This window comes from Streptomyces sp. NPDC042371, from assembly GCF_056437465.1.
In genome coordinates this window covers 389431-408234 of the sequence record NZ_JBWKAP010000005.1, presented here as the reverse complement: position 1 = coordinate 408234, position 18804 = coordinate 389431, and the positions used below count along the sequence as shown (strand labels likewise).

Annotated in this window: 15 protein-coding genes; 7 read left to right on the top strand and 8 right to left on the bottom strand. The window is 72.7% G+C overall.

The genetic code is table 11. From position 1 onward, the window contains the following. Positions 1-399: 399 nt before the first annotated feature. Complete coding sequence (locus tag AC068B_RS17875) at positions 400-1092, bottom strand: iron-dependent transcriptional repressor DtxR (RefSeq protein WP_356268287.1); 693 nt, start codon at positions 1090-1092, stop codon at positions 400-402. Between the two features lie 150 nt (positions 1093-1242). On the opposite strand from AC068B_RS17875, the gene AC068B_RS17870 reads away from it, so the two are divergent. Continuing rightward, positions 1243-2007 carry an SIS domain-containing protein gene (locus AC068B_RS17870; RefSeq protein ID WP_478672487.1) on the top strand — a complete coding sequence of 255 codons (765 nt, stop codon included), beginning with the start codon at positions 1243-1245 and terminating at the stop codon, positions 2005-2007. Positions 2008-2072: 65 nt separating this feature from the next. Here the strand turns inward: AC068B_RS17870 and AC068B_RS17865 are convergent, their stop codons facing one another. Continuing rightward, entirely contained in the window at positions 2073-3266 is a 1194-nt protein-coding gene (locus AC068B_RS17865; protein WP_478672726.1) for a sensor histidine kinase, read from the bottom strand. Positions 3267-3307: 41 nt separating this feature from the next. Continuing rightward, the gene (locus tag AC068B_RS17860; RefSeq protein WP_478672485.1) at positions 3308-3976 is read right to left on the bottom strand and encodes a response regulator transcription factor; all 669 of its coding nucleotides are present in this window, start codon (positions 3974-3976) and stop codon (positions 3308-3310) included. A gap of 138 nt (positions 3977-4114) precedes the next feature. Between AC068B_RS17860 and AC068B_RS17855 the strand changes: the two genes are divergently transcribed. The 4 genes from AC068B_RS17855 to AC068B_RS17840 are packed head-to-tail and all read left to right on the top strand — an operon-like array spanning position 4115 to position 7660. Continuing rightward, a complete protein-coding gene (locus AC068B_RS17855; protein WP_478672484.1) occupies positions 4115-4648 on the top strand; it encodes a hypothetical protein in 534 nt (177 codons plus the stop codon). Then, entirely contained in the window at positions 4645-5715 is a 1071-nt protein-coding gene (locus AC068B_RS17850) for a peptidoglycan-binding protein (protein ID WP_478672483.1), read from the top strand. The genes AC068B_RS17855 and AC068B_RS17850 overlap by 4 nt, the downstream gene beginning before the upstream one ends. Further along, complete coding sequence (locus tag AC068B_RS17845) at positions 5712-6431, top strand: ABC transporter ATP-binding protein (RefSeq protein ID WP_478672482.1); 720 nt, start codon at positions 5712-5714, stop codon at positions 6429-6431. The genes AC068B_RS17850 and AC068B_RS17845 overlap by 4 nt, the downstream gene beginning before the upstream one ends. After that, complete coding sequence (locus AC068B_RS17840) at positions 6428-7660, top strand: ABC transporter permease (RefSeq protein ID WP_478672480.1); 1233 nt, start codon at positions 6428-6430, stop codon at positions 7658-7660. The genes AC068B_RS17845 and AC068B_RS17840 overlap by 4 nt, the downstream gene beginning before the upstream one ends. A 401-nt stretch (positions 7661-8061) precedes the next feature. Here AC068B_RS17840 and AC068B_RS17835 read toward each other — a convergent pair whose 3' ends face one another. The 4 genes from AC068B_RS17835 to AC068B_RS17820 all read right to left on the bottom strand — a co-directional run bounded on the left by AC068B_RS17835 (position 8062) and on the right by AC068B_RS17820 (position 13040). Beyond that, entirely contained in the window at positions 8062-9438 is a 1377-nt protein-coding gene (locus tag AC068B_RS17835; RefSeq protein WP_478672479.1) for a PAS domain-containing protein, read from the bottom strand. A gap of 469 nt (positions 9439-9907) precedes the next feature. After that, positions 9908-11518, bottom strand: a complete 1611-nt coding sequence (locus AC068B_RS17830; RefSeq protein ID WP_478672478.1) for a transporter — start codon at positions 11516-11518, stop codon at positions 9908-9910. Continuing rightward, positions 11515-12291, bottom strand: a complete 777-nt coding sequence (locus AC068B_RS17825; RefSeq protein WP_478672477.1) for an ABC transporter ATP-binding protein — start codon at positions 12289-12291, stop codon at positions 11515-11517. Before AC068B_RS17825 ends, AC068B_RS17830 begins: the two co-directional genes overlap by 4 nt. 89 nt (positions 12292-12380) lie before the next feature. Next, entirely contained in the window at positions 12381-13040 is a 660-nt protein-coding gene (locus tag AC068B_RS17820; protein WP_478672476.1) for a bifunctional DNA primase/polymerase, read from the bottom strand. Between the two features lie 379 nt (positions 13041-13419). Here AC068B_RS17820 and AC068B_RS17815 point away from each other — a divergent pair, with 379 nt between their 5' ends. Further along, positions 13420-14808, top strand: coding sequence for a transcriptional regulator (locus AC068B_RS17815; RefSeq protein ID WP_478672475.1), 1389 nt, complete (start codon positions 13420-13422; stop codon positions 14806-14808). 171 nt (positions 14809-14979) lie between these two features. Next, complete coding sequence (locus tag AC068B_RS17810; protein WP_478672474.1) at positions 14980-17463, top strand: hypothetical protein; 2484 nt, start codon at positions 14980-14982, stop codon at positions 17461-17463. Positions 17464-17467: 4 nt separating this feature from the next. Here AC068B_RS17810 and AC068B_RS17805 read toward each other — a convergent pair whose 3' ends face one another. After that, a complete protein-coding gene (locus AC068B_RS17805; protein ID WP_478672473.1) occupies positions 17468-18742 on the bottom strand; it encodes an ABC transporter substrate-binding protein in 1275 nt (424 codons plus the stop codon). Positions 18743-18804: the final 62 nt, after the last annotated feature.

The following is an 18804-nucleotide window of genomic DNA, read 5'->3' as shown; positions in this document are numbered from 1 at the left end:
TGGGAGCTCGGGGCTCCGGGTCAGCACAGGGGAGGACAGGCCCCGGCGCTCTTGAGCGCCGGGGCCCTCGCCTTGTCCGTCGCCTTGTCCGTCCCGGCGGCGGGGCGCGCTCAGGCGCTCGCCGGGCGGGCGTTCGCGCTCACCGGACGGGCACATCCTCCAGCCCCCTCCCCGGCCGTCGGGCCAGACCTGGCGCCGACATGATCGAGAGTCCTCAGGTCATATGCCTCTCGCGACAGCCTGGCACGCAAAACGCTCGGCCGCTGCGATTCCGCACACTGAATCTTGGACTCCGCAAGAACTCACAGAGATCGCGGAGGCCCGTCAACTTCCTCTCCAGCAACGGGAGTTGACCTCAGTGCACCGAACGCACCCGGTGGCGTGCCGAACCGCCCCGGTTCAGCGCTTGGCGACGAAGACGTGCGACGCGACGTCGGCGGTCAGCTCGGCGGCCTCGCCGCTGCTCCCCACCAGGACGCCACCCGCGGACTCCGTCACGCTCACCACGGAGCCCGGCTGCACACCGGCCCGCCGCAGTGTGTACATCAGCTGGGCGTCCGTCTGGATCGGCTCGCCGATGCGGCGCACCACGACCGTCTTGCCCTCGGAGCCCGGGTCGAGCTCCGTCAGGGAGACCATGCCCTCGTCCAGGAACGGGTCCGCGCCGTCCTTCTCGCCCAGCTCCTCCAGGCCCGGGATCGGGTTGCCGTACGGAGACTCGGTGGGATGGCGCAGGAGCTCCAGGACGCGGCGCTCCACCGCCTCGCTCATCACGTGCTCCCAGCGGCACGCCTCGGCGTGCACCTGCTCCCACTCCAGCCCGATCACGTCGACGAGCAGGCACTCCGCCAGGCGGTGCTTGCGCATCACGCGCGTGGCCAGGCGGCGGCCCTCCTCGGTGAGCTCCAGGTGACGGTCGCTCGCGACCGCCACCAGGCCGTCGCGCTCCATGCGCGCCACGGTCTGGCTCACCGTCGGTCCGCTCTGGTCGAGCCGCTCCGCGATCCGGGCGCGCATGGGGACCACACCTTCCTCCTCCAGCTCGAGGATGGTGCGCAAATACATCTCAGTGGTGTCAATCAGCCCCGACATGGGTGCCCCTCAGAATTCGCTCGTGCGCTGGCCCTGCCCTCAATTCTGACGCATACCACTGACAACCGTGCCGCGCCGGTGGAATTCCCGCCCAGTACCGGCCTGAGACGGTGTTGACAGGGCGCTGGTCCAGACCGCAACGTGATGCGAATGAGCTCGAAGAGCGAGAGCAAAACAGCAGGTCGGTACTTCGACGCCGCGATCGGACTGCTCCAGAAGGTCCGCGACGAGGAATCCGGGAGCGTGGCCGACGCGGGCACGCTGCTGGCCGACGCCGTCGAGTCCGGCGGGCGGCTCTTCGCCTTCGGCGCCGGGCACTCCTCCCTCGCCGCGCAGGACGTCGTCTACCGCGCGGGGGGCCTCGCCCTCGTCAACCTCCTCGCCGTGCCCGGAGTGGTCGGCGTGGACGTGATGCCCGCCACGCTGGGCTCCGCCCTGGAGCGGGTCGACGGCCTCGCGGGCGCCGTCCTCGACTCCTCACCGGCCCGCCCCGGCGACGTACTGGTGATCATCTCGCTCTCCGGGCGGAACTCGCTGCCGGTGGAGATGGCGATGAACGCCCGCGCCCTCGGCCTGAAGGTCATCGGCGTGACATCGGTGGCGTACGCGACGGAGACGCGCTCCCGGCACGTCTCAGGCACCTTCCTGAAGGACCACTGCGACGTGGTGGTCGACTCCAAGATCGCGGTCGGCGACGCGGAGCTCTCCCTCGACGGCGTCGATGCTCCGTTCGGGCCCGCGTCGAGCGTCGTCACCAACGCGCTGATGCAGGCGATGACGGCCGCGGCGGTCGAGAAGCTCGCCGAGCGCGGCATCCAGCCGCCCCTCCTGAGGTCGGGGAACGTGGACGGCGGGCACGACTGGAACGGGCGGGTCTTCCAGGAGTACGGGGACCGCATCTTCTACCGGCACTGAGTGCCGCACGGGGCCGGGTGCCGTCTCACGGGGCCGGGTGCCGTCTCACGGGGCCGGGTCCCGTCCTACGGGGCCGGTTCCCGGGCGAAGGCGACGCGGACCGTCAGGCCCCCGCCCGCCCCGTTCGCCTCCGCCGTCACCTCCGCCCCGTGCGCCCGCGCGATCGCCGACACGATCGACAGGCCGAGGCCCGCCCCCTCGCCCTTCGCATGCGTACGTTCCTGCAGCCGCCGGAAGGGCTCGAAGAGGTGCGGGACCGTGTCCGCGGGGACCTCGGGGCCGGTGTTCGCCACCTCCAGGAAGCCGTCCGACGAGGTGCGCACGGCCACCCGGCCGTCCTCGACGTTGTAGCGCACCGCGTTCGCCACCAGGTTGTGCACCAGCCGGTCGAGCAGCACGCCGTCGCCCTCCACGGTCAGCGGCTCGGCCCGCACGGACACCGCGACCCCGCGCCCGGCCGCCTCCTCCGCGAGCCCTTCCGCGACGGCGTGCGCCAGGACGTCCACCGCGACGGGCTCGCGCCGCTCAAGGCCCTGCTCCGAGTCGGCGAGCAGCAGCAGACCCTCGACGAGGTGCTCGCTGTCGTCGGCCACGGAGATCAGCTTCGTACGGATCATCGCCACCCGGTCCGCGTCCGGGCTCCCCGCGAGACCGATCTCGGCGGCCGCCCGCTGCACGGCCAGCGGCGTGCGCAGCTCGTGCGCCGCGTTGGCCGCGAACCGCTGCTGCGCGCCGACCAGCCGCTCTATCCGGTCCAGCATCTCGTCGAAGGTGTCCGCGAGGCGCTTCAGCTCGCCCGGCGGCGCGTCCAGCGCGATCCGCTCGTGCAGATTGGCCCCCGAGAGCCGTCGCGCGATGCCGGTGATCACCGCGACCGGGCGCAGCACCCGGCCCGCCATCCACCAGGCGAGGGCGATCGACAGGACGGCGTACACGGTGAAGACGATCACCGAGACCGTCAGCAGGCGGTTGAGCGCCGCCTCGCCCGCCAGATCGCTGATCTTCGTGACGGCGAGGCCCTCGTCCAGGTCCAGCGGCATGCCCTCGACCCGCCGGGCGGGCACCGCCGACGCCGCCGGAGTCGGCACGGACCGCCACGGCGGACGCGGATCCCGGGGCACCGCGGTGGTCACCGCCGAGCTGATCGACGTATACAGCCCCTGCTGCACGAGCAGATACACGAGCCCGGTCAGCAGCGCCCCCGCCAGCACCAGCAACCCGCCGTACAGGGAGGTCAGCCGGGCCCGCTCGCTGCTCATCCGCATGCGCGGGGGTGTCCGCCCGCTCACAGGGACCGCGCTCACAGGGACTGCCCCGCGATCCGGTATCCGGCCCCCGGCACCGTCTCCACCACCGGCGGCTCGCCCAGCTTCGCGCGGAGCTTGGAGAGGGTGACGCGGACCGCGTTGGTGCGGTAGCTGGTGTCCTCCTCCCAGACCTGTTCGATCAGGTCCTCGCCGCTGACCACCGCGCCGTCCGCCCGCAGCAGGGCCTCCAGGACCGCGAACTCCTTGCGGGACAGCGCCAGATGACGTCCGTCCCTGCTGGCCTGGCGGCGCGCGGTGTCCAGGACGAGACCGGCCTGTTCGATCACCGGCGGCAGCGCGGGCCGGGCACGGCGGCCCAGCGCGAGGACGCGGGCCAGCAGCTCGTCGTACGCGAACGGCTTGGTCAGATAGTCGTCCGCGCCGAGCCCCAGACCCGCCACGCGGTCACGCACCGTGCCCGACGCCGTCAGCATCAGGACCCGGGTCAGCAAGCGCTGCTCGACGACCCTGCGGCACACCTCGTCGCCGTGCACGCCCGGCAGATCGCGGTCGAGGATCAGCACGTCGTACTCCCCGAGCTGCAGTTTCCGCAGCGCGGTGAGGCCGTCGGCGGCGACGTCGACGGCGAGCGCGGCACGGCGCAGCCCGTCGGCGATCATCTCGGCCAGGAATTCCTCGTCCTCCACCAGCAGTACGCGCATGCCGCCCTGTGTACCCGAGAGTGACCTTTCGCCGGTGTAAGCGTCTCCGTTGAGAGAAACGAAACCCCGCTCCCCGCCAGCCTGAGCGCGTCACGCACGCCACGGCGTCACGCACGCCGCATGTGAAGGGGAAGCCGAATGAGGACCGCCCGCACGACCCGTCCGACCCGCCCGACCGCCCGTACCCGCTCAGTGGCCTTCGCGTCGGTCTTCGCCGCGCTCGCCCTGTTCGCAGGCGCCTGCTCGTCCGGCTCGGACTCGGGTTCGGACTCCGGGTCCGGCTCGTCGGACAGCGCCGACGGCGGCAAGGGGGCGGACGCCGACAAGGCGTTCAAGGAGCGTGAGTGCCTGCGCAAGAACGGCCTCAAGGTGCCCGAGCCGAAGTCCGGCGAGGACGGCCGCGGCATCACCATCGGCGGCGACATGAGCAAGGAGAAGATGGAGGCCGCCATGAAGAAGTGCGGCATGGGCGGCGGTTCCAAGGGCGGCGGCGTCTCGCAGGCCGACAAGGACAAGATGCTCAAGTACGCCCAGTGCATGCGCAAGAACGGCTTCGACATGCCGGACCCGAAGTTCGACGGCGGAGCCATGCAGGCCCAGCCCATGCCCAAGGGTGCCGAGGCCAAGAAGATGGAGAAGGCCGCCGAGGCGTGCAAGGGCATCGTCAAGTGAGGCGCCGCACCGCCGTCGTCGCCACGGTCGTCGCCCTGCTCGCCGTCACCGGCGGCGGGATAGCCGTCAGCGCCCTCGCCGACGTGGGCGGCGAGCAGGAATCCCACCGGCGCGACGCAGGTCTGCCGCCCGCCACCGCGGCCGTCGAGCGCGGCGAACTCAGCAGCGGCACCCAGGTCGACGGCACCCTCGGCTACGCCAAGGAACGCAAGGTCAACGCCGGTACGACCGGCACGCTCACCTGGTCCGCGGAGTCCGGCTCCACCATCGGACGCGACGGGCGGCTCTACGAGGTCAACGGCACCCCCGTCCGCCTCATGTACGGCACCGAGCCCATGTACCGCACGCTGAAGACGGGCGACAAGGGCAACGACGTACGCCAGCTCGAAGAGAACCTCGTCGCCCTCGGTTACGGCGCCGGGCTCGCCGTCGACAACACGTACACCGACGGCACCGCGGCCGCGGTCAAGCAGTGGCAGAAGGCCCACGACCGCAAGCAGACCGGTCGCGTCGGCCCCGACCAGATCTCCTTCCAGCCGTCCGCGGTCCGCGTGAAGTCCGCGGGCTCGACGGTCGGCGACCAGGTCGCGCCGGGCAAGCCCGTCCTCTCGACGACCGGCTCCGAACGGGTCGTACGCATCCAACTCGACGTCGCGGAGGGCGGCTCGGCGAAGAAGGGCACCAAGGTCACCGTCACGCTCCCGGACGGCACGACCGCCAAGGGCAAGGTCGCCTCCGTCGGCAAGACCGCCAAGCCCGGCGACGACCCCAACGACAAGACCCCCAAGATCCCCGTCACCGTCACCTTCGACGACCCCGGCAAGGTCGATGGCTTCGACCAGTCGCCGGTCACCGTGAACCTCACCGGCCAGACCCGCGAGAACGTCCTCTCCGTCCCCGTCAACGCGCTCCTCGCGCTGCCCGGCGGCGGCTTCGGCGTCCAGGTCGTCGAGGGCGGCCGCACCCGTGACGTCAAGGTCGAGCTCGGCATGTTCGGGCAGGGCAGGGTCGAGGTGAGCGGCGGGGGGCTGCGGGAGGGTGCGAAGGTCGGGGTGCCGAAGGCATGAACGACTCTTCTACGCCGATCAGCGCGGCTCCCACCGTCGTCGAACTGTCCGGCGTCACCAAGGAGTATCCGGGCGGGGTCGCCGCCCTCCGTGGTGTCGACCTGAGCGTCGGCTCCGGTGAACTCCTCGCCATCGTCGGCCCTTCCGGCTCCGGCAAGTCGACGCTCCTGCACATCGTGGGCACCCTGGACCGGCCCACCGCGGGCTCCGTCGCCATCGCCGGGCACGACATCGCCACGCTCGGCGACCGCAGCCTCTCCGCGCTGCGCGCCCGGCACATCGGCTTCGTCTTCCAGGCGTTCCACCTCGTCCCCGGCATCAGCGCCCGCGACAACGTCGCCGAGGGCCTGCTGTACTCCGGCCTCTCGCGCGCCGAACGGCGCCGCAGGGCCGCGTACGCCCTGGAACGCGTCGGCCTCGCCGACCGCATGAAACACCGCCCCCACGAACTCTCCGGCGGCCAGAAACAGCGCGTCGCCATCGCCCGCGCGGTCGTCGGCGAACCCGACCTGCTCCTGGCGGACGAGCCGACCGGCGCGCTCGACTCCGAATCCGGCGAGGCCGTCATGGCCCTGCTGCACGACCTCAACGCGGAGGGCTCGACCATCGCCGTCATCACCCACGACACGGAAATCGCCGAGCGGCTGCCTCGGCAGGTGCGGATCAGGGACGGGCAGGTCGTCGCGGACACGCGGGCGGCGGGGGTCGCGGCGTGACGGCGGGGGAGCGGGCGAAGACGCGGCGCGGGCGCCGCGGGAATCTGAAGGCGGCGCGGCTCGGGCCGCGCGATGTCCTGCACGTCGGCTCCGCGGGGCTGCGGAGCCGACCGGTGCGGGTGGTCCTGTCCGCGCTCGGCATCGCCATAGGTATCGCGACGATGGTTGCGGTGGTGGGCATCTCGTCCTCCAGCAAGGCCCAACTCATGCGTGAACTGGACGCCTTGGGTACGAACATGCTGGTTGCGTCGCCGGGGGAGGCGATGTTCTCCGGCGAGGAGGTGAAGCTGCCGCGCGATGCGGCGGGGCGGGTCGGGCGGGTCGACGGGGTCGAGAACGTCGGCGCGACCGGTGACCTCGAACGGTCCGTGCGGCGCAGCGAGAAGATCCCCGAGGACGAGACCGGCGGCATCTCGGTGAAGGCGTCCACGGAGGGGTTGTTGAAGGTGCTGCGGGGCGGGATGGCGCACGGCAGCTGGTTCAACGCGGCGAACAGCCGCTATCCGTCGGTGGTCCTGGGCCACGTGGCGGCGAAACGCCTCGGCATCACGTCCCCCGGCCAGCAGGTCTGGATCGACGACCGCTACTTCACCGTCATCGGCATCCTCGACCCGCTGCCGCTCGCGCCCGACGTCGAGCGGTCGGCGCTGACCGGCTGGGACGCGTCGAAGGACCTCCTCGGCTTCGACGGGCACCCGACGTCGGTGTACGAACGCTCCACCGACGCCTCCGTCAACAGCGTCCGCAAGCTCCTCGCCGCGTCGATCGACCCGGAGAACCCGCGCAACGTCCAGGTCACGGACCCGTCGTCGGCGCTCCAGGCGAAGGCGGCGACGGAGGGCGCGTTCTCCACGCTCCTGCTCGGCCTGGGCGGGATCGCGCTGCTCGTGGGAGGGGTCGGGGTCGCCAACACCATGATCATCTCGGTCCTGGAGCGCCGCTACGAGATCGGCCTGCGCCGTTCCCTGGGCGCGACCCGCGGCCAGATCCGCATCCAGTTCGTGACGGAGTCCCTGATGCTGTCGGGCCTGGGCGGCGCGGCGGGCGTAGCACTGGGCGCGGCCGCGACGGCGGCGTACGCACTCTCCGGCGACCTTCCGTGGGTGGTCCCGCCATGGGCCATGGCGGGCGGCTTCGGAGCAACGCTGGCGATCGGCACGGTGGCGGGCCTGTACCCCGCGGTACGGGCGGCCCGCTTGTCCCCGACCCTGGCACTCCACGCGACGTAGGCTGGCGGGGGCGCCTTGGGCGGTGCGCCTGTTGTCTGCTTGTGGGTGCGGGGCCGCGGGGGTATGTACGTACTCGCTATCCCTACGCCACGCCTGAAGACCTTCTGGCTGTCAGGTTCGGCTCGGTGCTCCGTGCGCACATACCCCCGCGTCCCCTCCCGTCTCGTCCGCGGCTGCGGCCCGGCGGGCGTTGCCCCGGGCCCGGCTGTTGACCCTGCTGACGGCTGCGGGGGTCTCCCACCCACCCCCGCCCTGCCCACGGCGGGGCAACCCCGGGCCCCTACTCCCGCTGGACGTCGCGGGGCAAACGGGTGGGTGGGTGGGAGGCATCCGCCGCGGAGCGGCGGGCTTGAGGTTCCTAGCTTGCGGGGCGTCGCAGGGCAACGGGGCCCACCCGAGGCCTAGGGAGAGAGGGCCTGGGAGAGGTCCAGGGACGTGGCGACGCGGGATGCGACACTTTCCGCGTACGTCGCGTCGGAGCGGTCGAACTGTCCTCGCCCCGCCCCCCGGAGAAACGTCACCACGCCCAGCGTGCGCCCCCTGCTCCGCAGGACGACACAGAGAGCGTGCACCGAGTCATCGGGCCACTGACGAACCGCAGCCCACTCCCGCACCCGCTCCACCGAAGCCCCCGCCCCCGCACTGGCCCGCACGGAGCCGACCCGGTCCACGCTCTGCGGCGCGGGATGCCCCTCGGGGTAGCGGACGGGGACGCCCGCCGTGGCGACGGGACGGCAGGGGCCGGGCGGGCCCGCCGGTGTCGCGGCGATGCGGACCAGACGTACGGGATTCTCGCCCGCGAGCAGATCCACCAAGGCGTGGTCGGCGAACCCGGCGAGCGCGAAGTCCAGCTGGACCGTCGCCGCCTCCGTCGGGTCCTCGCACTCCGCGGTGGCCCGCGCCGCCCGGTGCAACTGCTGGGAGCGGAACCGCAGCTGCGACGCCAGCTGCTCGGTCTGCTTGGCCTCGGTGACGTCGAGGAACAGCCAGCCGACGCCCAGCGGCACGGGCTCCTCCGCGAGCGGCGAGGCAAGGCGCAGGAAGCCGCTGCGCCAGCACCGCCGCTCGTCCCCGTCCTCCGCACCGCCGGAGGCCCGCACCGTCACCCACAGCTCGGCGGGTGCGGGCGGCGTCCCCTCGGCCAGTACGTGCGTCAGCGCGCTCTCCAGCTCCTCGACGCCCTGCCCGAGCAGATCGGCCAGCGGCCGCCCGAGGACGGCGCTGCGGCCCACCCCGAAGGCGCGGGCGGCGTGTTCGTTCACGACGGCGGGCCTGAGGTCCGCGTCGACGAGCACCACGCCCCACGACGCGGTCTCGAACAGCGCCTCGCTCAGGGCGATGGACCGCTCCAGGTCGATCTGCGCGTGCACCTCGCTGAAGGCGCAGTACACCCCCGACGACTTGCCGTCCCCGCCCCGCACGGACGACGACTGCATCCGCACAAGGACCCGTCCGCCGTCCTTGGTCACCAGCGCGAACTCGTGCACCTGCCGCCCCGGCGCGTCCATCGCGGACTGCAGCCGCTCCTCGACCTCCCTGGCATCGGCGGCCCGCACGGCCCACCCGGTGAACCCGCGCCGCCCGACGGCCTCCGCCGCCGTCCAGCCGAGGATCCGCTCGGCCTCGCGGTTCCAGTGCGTCACCACGCCGTCGGCGTCGAACGCGCAGAGCGCGGCGTCCATTCCGTCGAGCAGCGCCGCGAGCAACTCGGCCCCACCGGGCTCGGGTTCTTCAGGACCCAGTTCGTCAGTAGTTCCGCTCTGCCGCGAAGCACTCACGTGGAACCCCCTACAGGCCGTGTCCTCGTCCTCATGAGCTGCCTGTACTGCATGAGCTGCGCGATCTGCCCGTACCGCATGTCAGATCATTCAACTGGAACGTGACGCAGCCCACAGGAAGTTCCCGGAAGTTGGAGAGAAATCGTTGTGCGATCGCGTACCCAGAAAATCGGTTGAGCCGCTCCTCGCCCCTTCCTAAGGTGTCTATCACTCGAAGAAAGGAGGTGATCCGGCAGTGATTTCATTGCGGACGCGAGAGGTGGCTGCGGGCTAGCGGCCTGCCACCACACCCAGTGCGGTGCCTGGCCGGCACGTGAGACGAGCGTGCAGCCGGCCCAAACCCAAGCAGTCACCCGACCCGCGAGCCGCCGGTACGTCCGGCCGGCTCCCTCCGCCCCGGGGCGGCAGGGAACCAGGCTCGCGGGTCGCCTGCGTTCCAGGCCCGTCATGGGTACGAGGTGTGCCGACTTCAGGCCTTGCTGACCGCCGTGAGGATTTCCGGCAGGCGCCGGGCCAGGCGCGGCGCCGCCAGGCGCATGCCCAGTTCCGTGATCGTCGCGCCGTAGACCGTGCCCAGGGGAAGCAGCAGCCAGGTCCACGAGGTCGCGCCCGAGGCGTGCAGCCAGATCGTGAGGGCCAGGACGGGGGCGCACAGCAGCGCCGCCGCGACCATGCCGCCGAAGATGGAGATCCAGGCGAGGCCCGCCTGGCCGGGGGCCACGTTCTTGTAGCCCTCCTGCGGGATGGAGTAGGGGAAGCGGGCCGATGACCAGGCGCCCGTGGCCAGCATCGCGCCGAGCAGGGCGAAGGAGAGACCCAGGACCTCGGGCAGGGCTGGCCAGTCGTCTAGCAGTGCGGTCGTCAGGATCGTGACCAGTGCGGCGTACGGGAGGGTGATCAGGAGGAGTGCCAGGGCTCGGCCGCGCAGCTCCACGTATGCGTCGCGCGTCGACGAGATCGTCATCGCCACCATCCAGAACGCCGAGGTGTCCTGGCCGAACTGGTTGTACATGAGGACCCCGAGCATCCCCGCCGCGAAGCACGCGAAGTAGACGGATCCGGTGCCCTGCAAGGCGTTGAAGAGCGGCACGATCAGGCCGATGGCGAGGGACGTGACCCAGGCCGCCTTGGTCTTCGGGTCCCGCCAGACGTAGCGCAGGCTGCGTTCCATGACCGTGCCGGTGCGGCCCGCGGGCAGCAGTCCGCCGAGGGCGCCCGACGTGCGGGAGGTGCCCTTGTCCGGTTCGGCGGCCGCGAGCGTGGAGCCGTCCGGCGTCGTCATCAGGCGGGTCAGGCTGTGCTGCCAGAGGGCGAGGAGGGAGAGGAGGGCCGCGGCGGTCAGAGTCAGTTGGGCCGCCGCCGTCGCGTACTCGCCCTCGCTGACCGAGTCCACCGCGCCGAGCGCCGCGGACGGCGGGATCCAGCGCACGACGTCCGCCGCCGGGTCGAGCGTGGAGAGGCCGGACGAACCGAGTTTCTGCGCGCCGAAGTTGACGACCTGCGCGCCGACCGCGATGACCAGGCCGCTGAGGACGGCGAGGTCGCGCCCCTTGCGGCTGGTCAGGAGGCGGATGTTGGCGGCGGCGACGGCGCGGGCCAGCGCCACGCAGACGAGGAGCGTGAGGGCGACCGCGAGGACGCCGGTGACGGCCGCCGCCGCGCCGTGGGCCAGCGCGATCGCCGCCCCGGCCGCGAGGCAGAGCGTGAACAGGGGCCCGATGCCCACCAGGGAGGCGACGAGCAGCGCCCGTACGAGCGGGCGGGGGCGCAGTGGCAGCATCACCAGGCGCGTCGGGTCGAGGGTCTCGTCGCCGCTCGGGAAGAACAGCGGCATGACCGCCCAGCCGAGGGCGAGCACCCCGACGAGCAGGACGCAGACGGTCGCGGCGTGGGTGTTGCCGCGCAGCGCGATGAGGCCGAGGAGCTGGAGCGCGGCGAAGAGGAGCGCGACGGTGACGGACGCGATGTAGGCGGTGCGGCGGCCCGTCGACTGGCGCAGGCCGTTGCGCAGGAGGGACAGCTTCAGGCGGACGATGACGGGCGTGATCGCCGGGTCTGTGGTGGTGTGCGCCGTGGTCATCGGGGGCCGCCGCCCAGCCAGTCGAGGTCGGATCCCGTGCCGCGGCCGTGCGCGCCGACGAGTTCGAGGAACGCCTGCTGCAGGGAGGGCGCCGCGCCCCGCACCTCCGCGAGGGTGCCGTGCGCGCGGATGCGGCCCGCGGCCATGACGGCGACCCAGTCGCAGAGGGATTCGACGAGCTCCATGACGTGCGAGGAGAAGACGACGGTGGCGCCGGAGGCGGTGTAGCGCTCCAGGACGCCGCGGATGGTCTGGGCGGAGACGGGGTCCACGCCCTCGAACGGCTCGTCCAGGAAGAGGACTTCCGGGTTGTGGAGCAGGGCCGCGGCCAGGCCGGTCTTCTTGCGCATGCCGGTCGAGTAGTCGACGACCAGTTTGTGCTGGGCGCCCGCGAGGTCGAGAACGTCCAGGAGCTGGGTGGCGCGCTTGTCGACCTCGGCGCCGGGCAGCCCGCGCAGCCTTCCGGTGTACGCGAGGAGTTCGCGCCCCGAGAGCCGCTCGAAGAGGCGCAGGCCCTCGGGGAGTACGCCGATGCGGGACTTGACCTCGACGGGGTCGCGCCACACGTCGTGGCCGACGACCTCGACGGTGCCCTGGTCGGGCCGGAGCAGGCCGGTGACCATGGAGAGGGTGGTCGTCTTCCCCGCGCCGTTGGGACCGACCAGGCCGATGAACTTGCCCGCGGGCAGGCTCAGGTCGATCCCGGCGACGGCGACCTGCTCACCGAACCGCTTCCAGAGCCCCTGGATCCGTACCGCCGTCGCTTCCGTCACCGTGCCGCCCTCCGCTGAGCCCGCCCTGTTCGCGGTGTACGCCGTGTCCGCACGATACGTCGGCTGCGGCCCCCGGGGAGGTCAGTGGCTCAGCGGCGGGCTTCCCTGCCGCATGCGTAGGCCAGCGGCGAGATGATCTCCTCGGCGTCCGGCAGCCAGCGGTTGGCGGCGGTGGGGCGGCAGGCCCACTGGACGGCGCCGATGGCTCCGAAGCGGGTCGGGGGCCCGGCGACGTAGGCGCCCTCGCCGAGGGCGATCAGGTCGATGGCGGCGGGCGGCCAGCCCAGCTTGCGCACGAGGTCGGGGACCTTGGCCGTGGCGCCGGGGAGCACGAAGAACTGCATGCGGCGGTCGGGCGTGCAGGTCACGGGGCCGAGGGTGAGCTCCATCCGCTCCATGCGGGCGAGCGCGAGGAAACCGGCGGTCTCGGGCACGTCGATCGCGTCGAACGTGCGTCCGGTGGGCAGCAGGATCGACGCCTTGGGCTGTTTCTGCCAGAGCCGCCGGGCCACGGTCGCGCTGCCGGTGGCCTGGGTGGCCCAGTCCTCGCGGGCGGGGTGTGCGCCGGGCGCGTCGCACGCGGTGTCCCCGCACGAGCACTGTTCGACGCCCTCGAAGGACTCAAGCCAGGTCCCGGGGAACACGTCCCAGTGACGCTCTTCCGCATACCGCACGGCCGTGTCGAGCAAGGCCTCTCCGCGCTGCTTCGGGATCTGCGCGGCTGACGTGACTCCGATGGTCTCTTCCACGGAGTTCTCAACTCCCGGTGCCACCTCGGGTTACGGGCGCACGCGAGGGCGGGGGAGGAGCATCGATCCTGCGAGTGGGGCGCATGGGTGCATGGGTGGGGGCGCGCGGGAGGATTGACTGCCGGGTGCGGGTAGCCACGTGACGGGCAATCGGAGGACGCCTGGGAGGAAGCCCGGGGATCGACAGGTCCGTACGGTTCGGACCGTAAGGACCGTCAGAACTGTCAGGATCGTACAGTTTGGCACTTGTCGTTCTTTATGGCTTCTTTTGCTTCTTTTGTGGCGCATCTTCGCCTTGGCCCAAGGGCATTGATCATCGTGAGGCGGTCCACGGCGGCCGTCCGTTCCGATGGTCCACGGTGCACACAGGGGGTACGCCATGGCCGCCAGGCCTCTCGTCGCGCGACAGCCCAATGAACGGCTGCAGGCGCTCATCCAGGAAGCCGGCTGTTCCAACGCCGGACTGGCCCGCAGGGTCAACATGTGTGGTGCGGAGCACGGCCTCGACCTGCGCTACGACAAGACGTCCGTGGCCCGCTGGCTGCGCGGGCAGCAGCCGCGCGGGCGGGCGCCAGGCATCATCGCGGAGGCGCTCGGCCGCAAGCTGGGCCGTACCGTCACCATCGACGAGATCGGCATGGCGAACGGCAAGAACCTCGCCTCCGGCGTCGGACTGCAGTTCTCGCCGACCGTGCTCGGCGCGATCGAGCAGGTGTGCGAGCTGTGGCGCAGCGACGTGGGCCGCCGTGACTTCCTCTCCGGGTCGTCCGTGGCCGCGTCCGCGCTCGTCGAGCCCAGCCGCGACTGGCTGATCTCGTCGCCGGACTCGCAGGTCGGCAGGGCCGCGGGGCCGCGCGTCGGGATGTCGGACGTGGCGGCGGTCAAGGCGATGACGGAGGCGCTGACCCAGCTCGACCACCAGTTCGGCAGCGGTCATGTGCGGCCGGTCGTCGTGCACTACCTCAACTCGGTGGTCTCCGGGCTGCTCGCGGGTTCCTACCGGGAGGCGGTTGGGCGCGAACTCTTCGCCGCGGTGGCCCGGTTGACGGAGCTGGCCGGGTACATGGCGGTCGACACGGGGCAGCCGGGCCTCGCCCAGCGCTACTACATCCAGGCGCTCCGGCTGGCCCAGGCGGCGGGCGACCGGGGGTACGGAGGGTACGTACTGGCGGCATCGATGAGTCACCTCGCCGCGCAGCTCGGGAACCCGCGCGAGATCGCGCAGTTGGCGCGGGCCGCCCAGGAGGGCACGCGCGGGAGGGTCACGCCCCGCGCGGAGGCGATGTTCTACGCCGCCGAGGCGCGCGGGCACGCGCTGCTCGGCGATGTGCGTGCCACGCAGGTCGTGGCGGGGCGTGCGGTCGAGGCGATGGACCGGGCGTCCGGAGCGGGTGATTCAGGGGACGACCCGGTGTGGATCCGGCACTTCGACCACGCGTATCTGGCCGATGAAATGGCGCATTGTCACCGGGACTTGGGGCAGGCCGACGCGGCGGCGCGCAGCGCTCAGGAGTCCTTGGACGGGCACCCGGAGACGCGGGCGCGGCGGCGGGCGATCGGCCTGGTGCTGCTGGCCACGGCGCAGGTGCAGCGGCGCGAGGTGGAACAGGCCTGCCACACGGGCCTGAAGGCCGTCGAACTCCTCGGCACGCTGCGGTCGAACCGCGGCGCGGAGTATCTGGAGGACTTCCAGGAGCGCCTCGAGCCCTACCGGGAAGAGTCGGTCGTACGGGAGTTCGGGGCGCGCCTCGACGTCCAGGCGGCGTGAGAAATGGGCCGTGCCCCCCGTGGTGTGCCCCAGAACAGCGTCTGACAGGGAGGTTTTGTTACTGCGGACACCGAGTGGAGAGCGGCGTTCTGAGCTGCGTGGCAGAGGGATGTGGCGACCCGGTAGCGTGACCCGACGGTTCCGTAGGTCCCCCCAGGTGTAGGAGTCCCGGTGACGCAGCAGAGCGGTCAGGGCGCTGCTTCTTCCGATCCGCAGCAGCAGCGGCCCGCCCACGAGGGCGTCGTGCTGCCCGCGGACGGCAGTGAGCCGCTGTTCCCCGGCACCGCGGGCCGGCACACCGCCCCGGCGGGCGGCAGCCCGTGGGGCGAGCCCTGGGGCCCCGAGTCCGCGGGCCCGCCCCCACCCGGCCAGGGCCAGGACTGGACCGCCCAGCCCCTCCCCCCGGAGGGCACCCCCTCGTACGACGCCCCACAGGGCCAGACCGCGGGCCCCCAGCCCGGCTACGGCGCCCCGCAGCCCGGTCACGGCGCCCCCCAGCCCGGCTACGGCTACCCGCAGGCGGGCCCTGGCATCCCGCAGCCCGGCGCCGACGCCTCGCAGTCCGGATACGGCTACTCGCAGCCGGGCCCTGACACCCCGCAGCCCGGCCAGGGCGTCCCGCAGCCGGGTTACGGCTTCCCGCAGCCGGGCCCCGGCATCCCGCCGCACGGCCCCGGCGCCCAGCAGCCTGGCGCCGACGCGCAGCCCGGCCTGGGCGGCCAGCAGTTCGGCCAGGGTGTCCCGCAGCAGGGCCCCGGTGGCCAGCAGCCCGGCCAGGGCGCCCCGCAGCAGGGGTACGGCTTCCCGCAGTCAGGTCCCGGCGCCCAGCAGCTCGGATACGGCGCGCAGCAGCCCGGCGCCGATGCCTCGCAGCCCGGCTACGGCGGCCAGCAGCCCGGCCAAGGTGTCCCGCAGCAGGGCCCCGGTGGCCAGCAGCCCGGCCAGGGCGCCCCGCAGCAGGGGTACGGCTTCCCGCAGTCGGGCCCCGGCGTCCCGCCGCACGGCCCCGGCGTCCAGCAGCCTGGAGCCGGTGCCTCGCAGCCCGGCTACGGCTACCCGCAGGCGGGCCCTGGCGTCCCCCAGTCCGGCCCCGGCGCCTTGCAGCCCGGCCCCGGCGCCCACCAGCCCGCTCCCGGCGCCCAGCAGCCCGCCCTCGGCGCCCCGCACCCCGGCCCCGGCTTCCCGCAGTCAGGGCCTGGCGCCCAGCAGCTCGGATCCGGCGCCCACCAGCCCACTTCCGGCGCCCACCAGCCCGCCCTAGGCGCCCCCCAGCCCGGAGCCGCCCACCAGCCCGGCGCCAGCCCCCAGCCCGACCCGTACGGCCAGCCCGCCAGTCAGGCGCAGCCTCAGCCGCAGCCCGGTCAGTCGTACGGAGCGCATGCCGCCCCGCAGGGGCAGGGCGCGTACGGGGCGCAGCAGGGGCACGGGGTCCACGCGGCGTCGCCTCGGTCGCAGGGGAGACATGGCGCGCCGCAGGCGGGGGGAGGGGCCCAGCAGATATCTTCCGCGGGGGCCGCCCAGCCGTTGCCGCCCGCCGCAGGCGCCTCGCAGGGCATGCCGTTGCCGCCCGCCGCCGCGCCGGGAGCGCCTTCTGACAGCGACGCCACCCAATACATCCCTCCCGTGCCCGCGAACCCGGGCGGGGACGAGGGAGCGACGCAGTACATACCTCCGGTGGGGCCCGGAGCCCTGCCGCCCGAGGCTCCCGCCGCCGATGCCACTCAGTTCCTGGGCCGCACGCCCGCGCCGACGTCCGACAGTGATCCCACCCAGTTCATCGCGCCCATTCCGGCAGGCCCCGTCACGCCGCCCGAACCGGCCGCCGCCCCCTACGGCATCCGCCCCGGCGCCCCCGGCGACCGGCAGCCGCCCGCTGAGTTCGACAGTCTCTTCCGCACCGAGCCGGAGGCCGAAGGCCCCGCCTCGACCCAGCAGATGCCCCTCGTGCAGGAGCAGGGCCCGGTGCCCGCACCCGCTCCCGCCCCCGAGCCCGTCGGTGGCGGGCACGGCGGGGGCCGCCGCAGCCGCACCGGCTCGAAGGTGCCGCTGATCGCCGCCGTCGGCGTCGGCATCGCCCTGCTCGGCATCGGCGCGGGCGCCCTCCTCAGCTCCGGCGGCGGTGACGACGACGAGAAGGACGACGGCAAGCCCGTCTCCGCCTCATCCGACCCCGACGAGCGGCCCTCGCCGACCGCCGACCCCGTCAAGGACCAGGCCGTCGCCCTGGACAAGCTGCTCGCCGACAGCAACAACAGCCGTGACGCGGTCATCGCCGCCGTACGCAACGTGGGCAAGTGCCAGAACCTGAGCCAGTCGGCGAAGGACCTGCGCGGCGCCGCCAAGCAGCGCAACGACCTCGTCACCCGGCTCGCCGGTCTGAAGGTCGACAAGCTGCCAGCCAACGACCAGCTGACGGCCTCCCTCAACAAGGCATGGAAGGCCTCCGCGGCGGCCGACAACCACTACGCCGCGTGGGCGGACCAGGTGGCGGGCAAGAAGGGCTGCAGGAAGGGCCATGCCCGCAACACCCCGCAGGCCGCGGCGGGCAACAAGCAGAGCAACGTGGCGACCACCGCCAAGGAGCAGGCCGCGAACCACTGGAACGCGATCGCCCGGAAGTACGGCCTGACCGAGCGCAACAGGACCCAGCTCTGACGGACTAGGTCGTCTGCTCCAGGGTCTTCTCGACGTTCACGAAGCCCTCGCGCGCCGGGACGAGCCGCCCGTCGCGCACCGTCTGGAACGTGACGCCCGAGTTGATCAGGCGCGGGAACTCGCTGGCCGCGAGCAGGTCCTCGAAGCGCCAGCTCAGCGTCGGCGTGAGGCCGCCGGTCCCGACCCGCAGGCCGCCGTCGAGGGCGCGGCGCAGGGTGCGGGACGACACCTCGCCGCCGTCGAGCGACTCGACGGCCTGCTTCAGGACGGTGTACGCGATCCACGTCGTCTGCACGCCCGCGTCCGCGGGGTCGACCCGGTTGTCGCCGAACGCCTGCTCGCGGATGACGTCCCGCATCCGGTCCCACCGGGCGTCGCCCGCCGCCGGGTACCAGCCGGTGACGTACGCGCCTTCGTAGGGGCCGTTCGCGCCGCCGGTGCGGTCTATCAGGGACTGGTCGACGCTGCCGAGCACCGAGGAGATGCGGACCGGCGGATAGTCGGCCCTGGTGCGCCGGAACGAGTCGTAGAACGTGTCCGTGCGCGCCCCGAGCGCGGCCGTCACACAGCCGTTCCCGGCGCCCGCGTCCTTCAGCGCCCGCTCCGCCTGCGGGGTGAGGTCGGTGCCGTCCTCGGGGGCGCGGATGTCGGAGACGGGCTTGTGGTGGCCGTCGGCGAGGCCCTGGTTGAGCAGCTTGGGCAGCTCGTCCCCGGCGAGGGTGTCGGGGCGGACGAGGGAGACCCGGTCGCAGCGGGCGGCGAGCTGGCGGCCGTTGCCCGCGAGGAGGGCGGGCTCGCCGCCGTTGACGGGGTAGGAGAGCGGGCTGCTGAACTCGTCGTCGGTGATGCCGTAGCCGCCGATGTAGGGGATGCCCGCGACTTCGAGCGGGCCGAGGAAGGAGCGGCCGTGCTGGCTGTACGCGCCGACGACCGCCACCACGTCGTTGTCGACCGCCTGCTGCGCGCACTCGGCGGCGCCCACCGGGTCGTTGTGGTCGTTGCAGGTGAGGACCTTCAGCTCGCGGCCGCCGAGGCCGCCGTGGGCGTTGACCCAGCGGGCGTAGGCCTGCGCCATGGCGGGGACGCCGGGCTTGTTGGTGGCCTTGGTCTTCTCGGGGGCCCAGGTCATGACGGTGATGGGGTCGTCCCCGGAACCCCCCGTGGTTCCAGGGATGACCCCGCAACCGGATATCAGCGACGCACACGCCGCCACGGCGGCCGCCGAGAGCGCTGCGGATCGGGAGGGGCGGGGGAGGAAGGTGCGTCGCCAGCCGGTCATGTCCCTGCACGATTCCGTTGCGGGGCCAACCGTGGAGTGACTCGTACTCAACGGACAGTGAC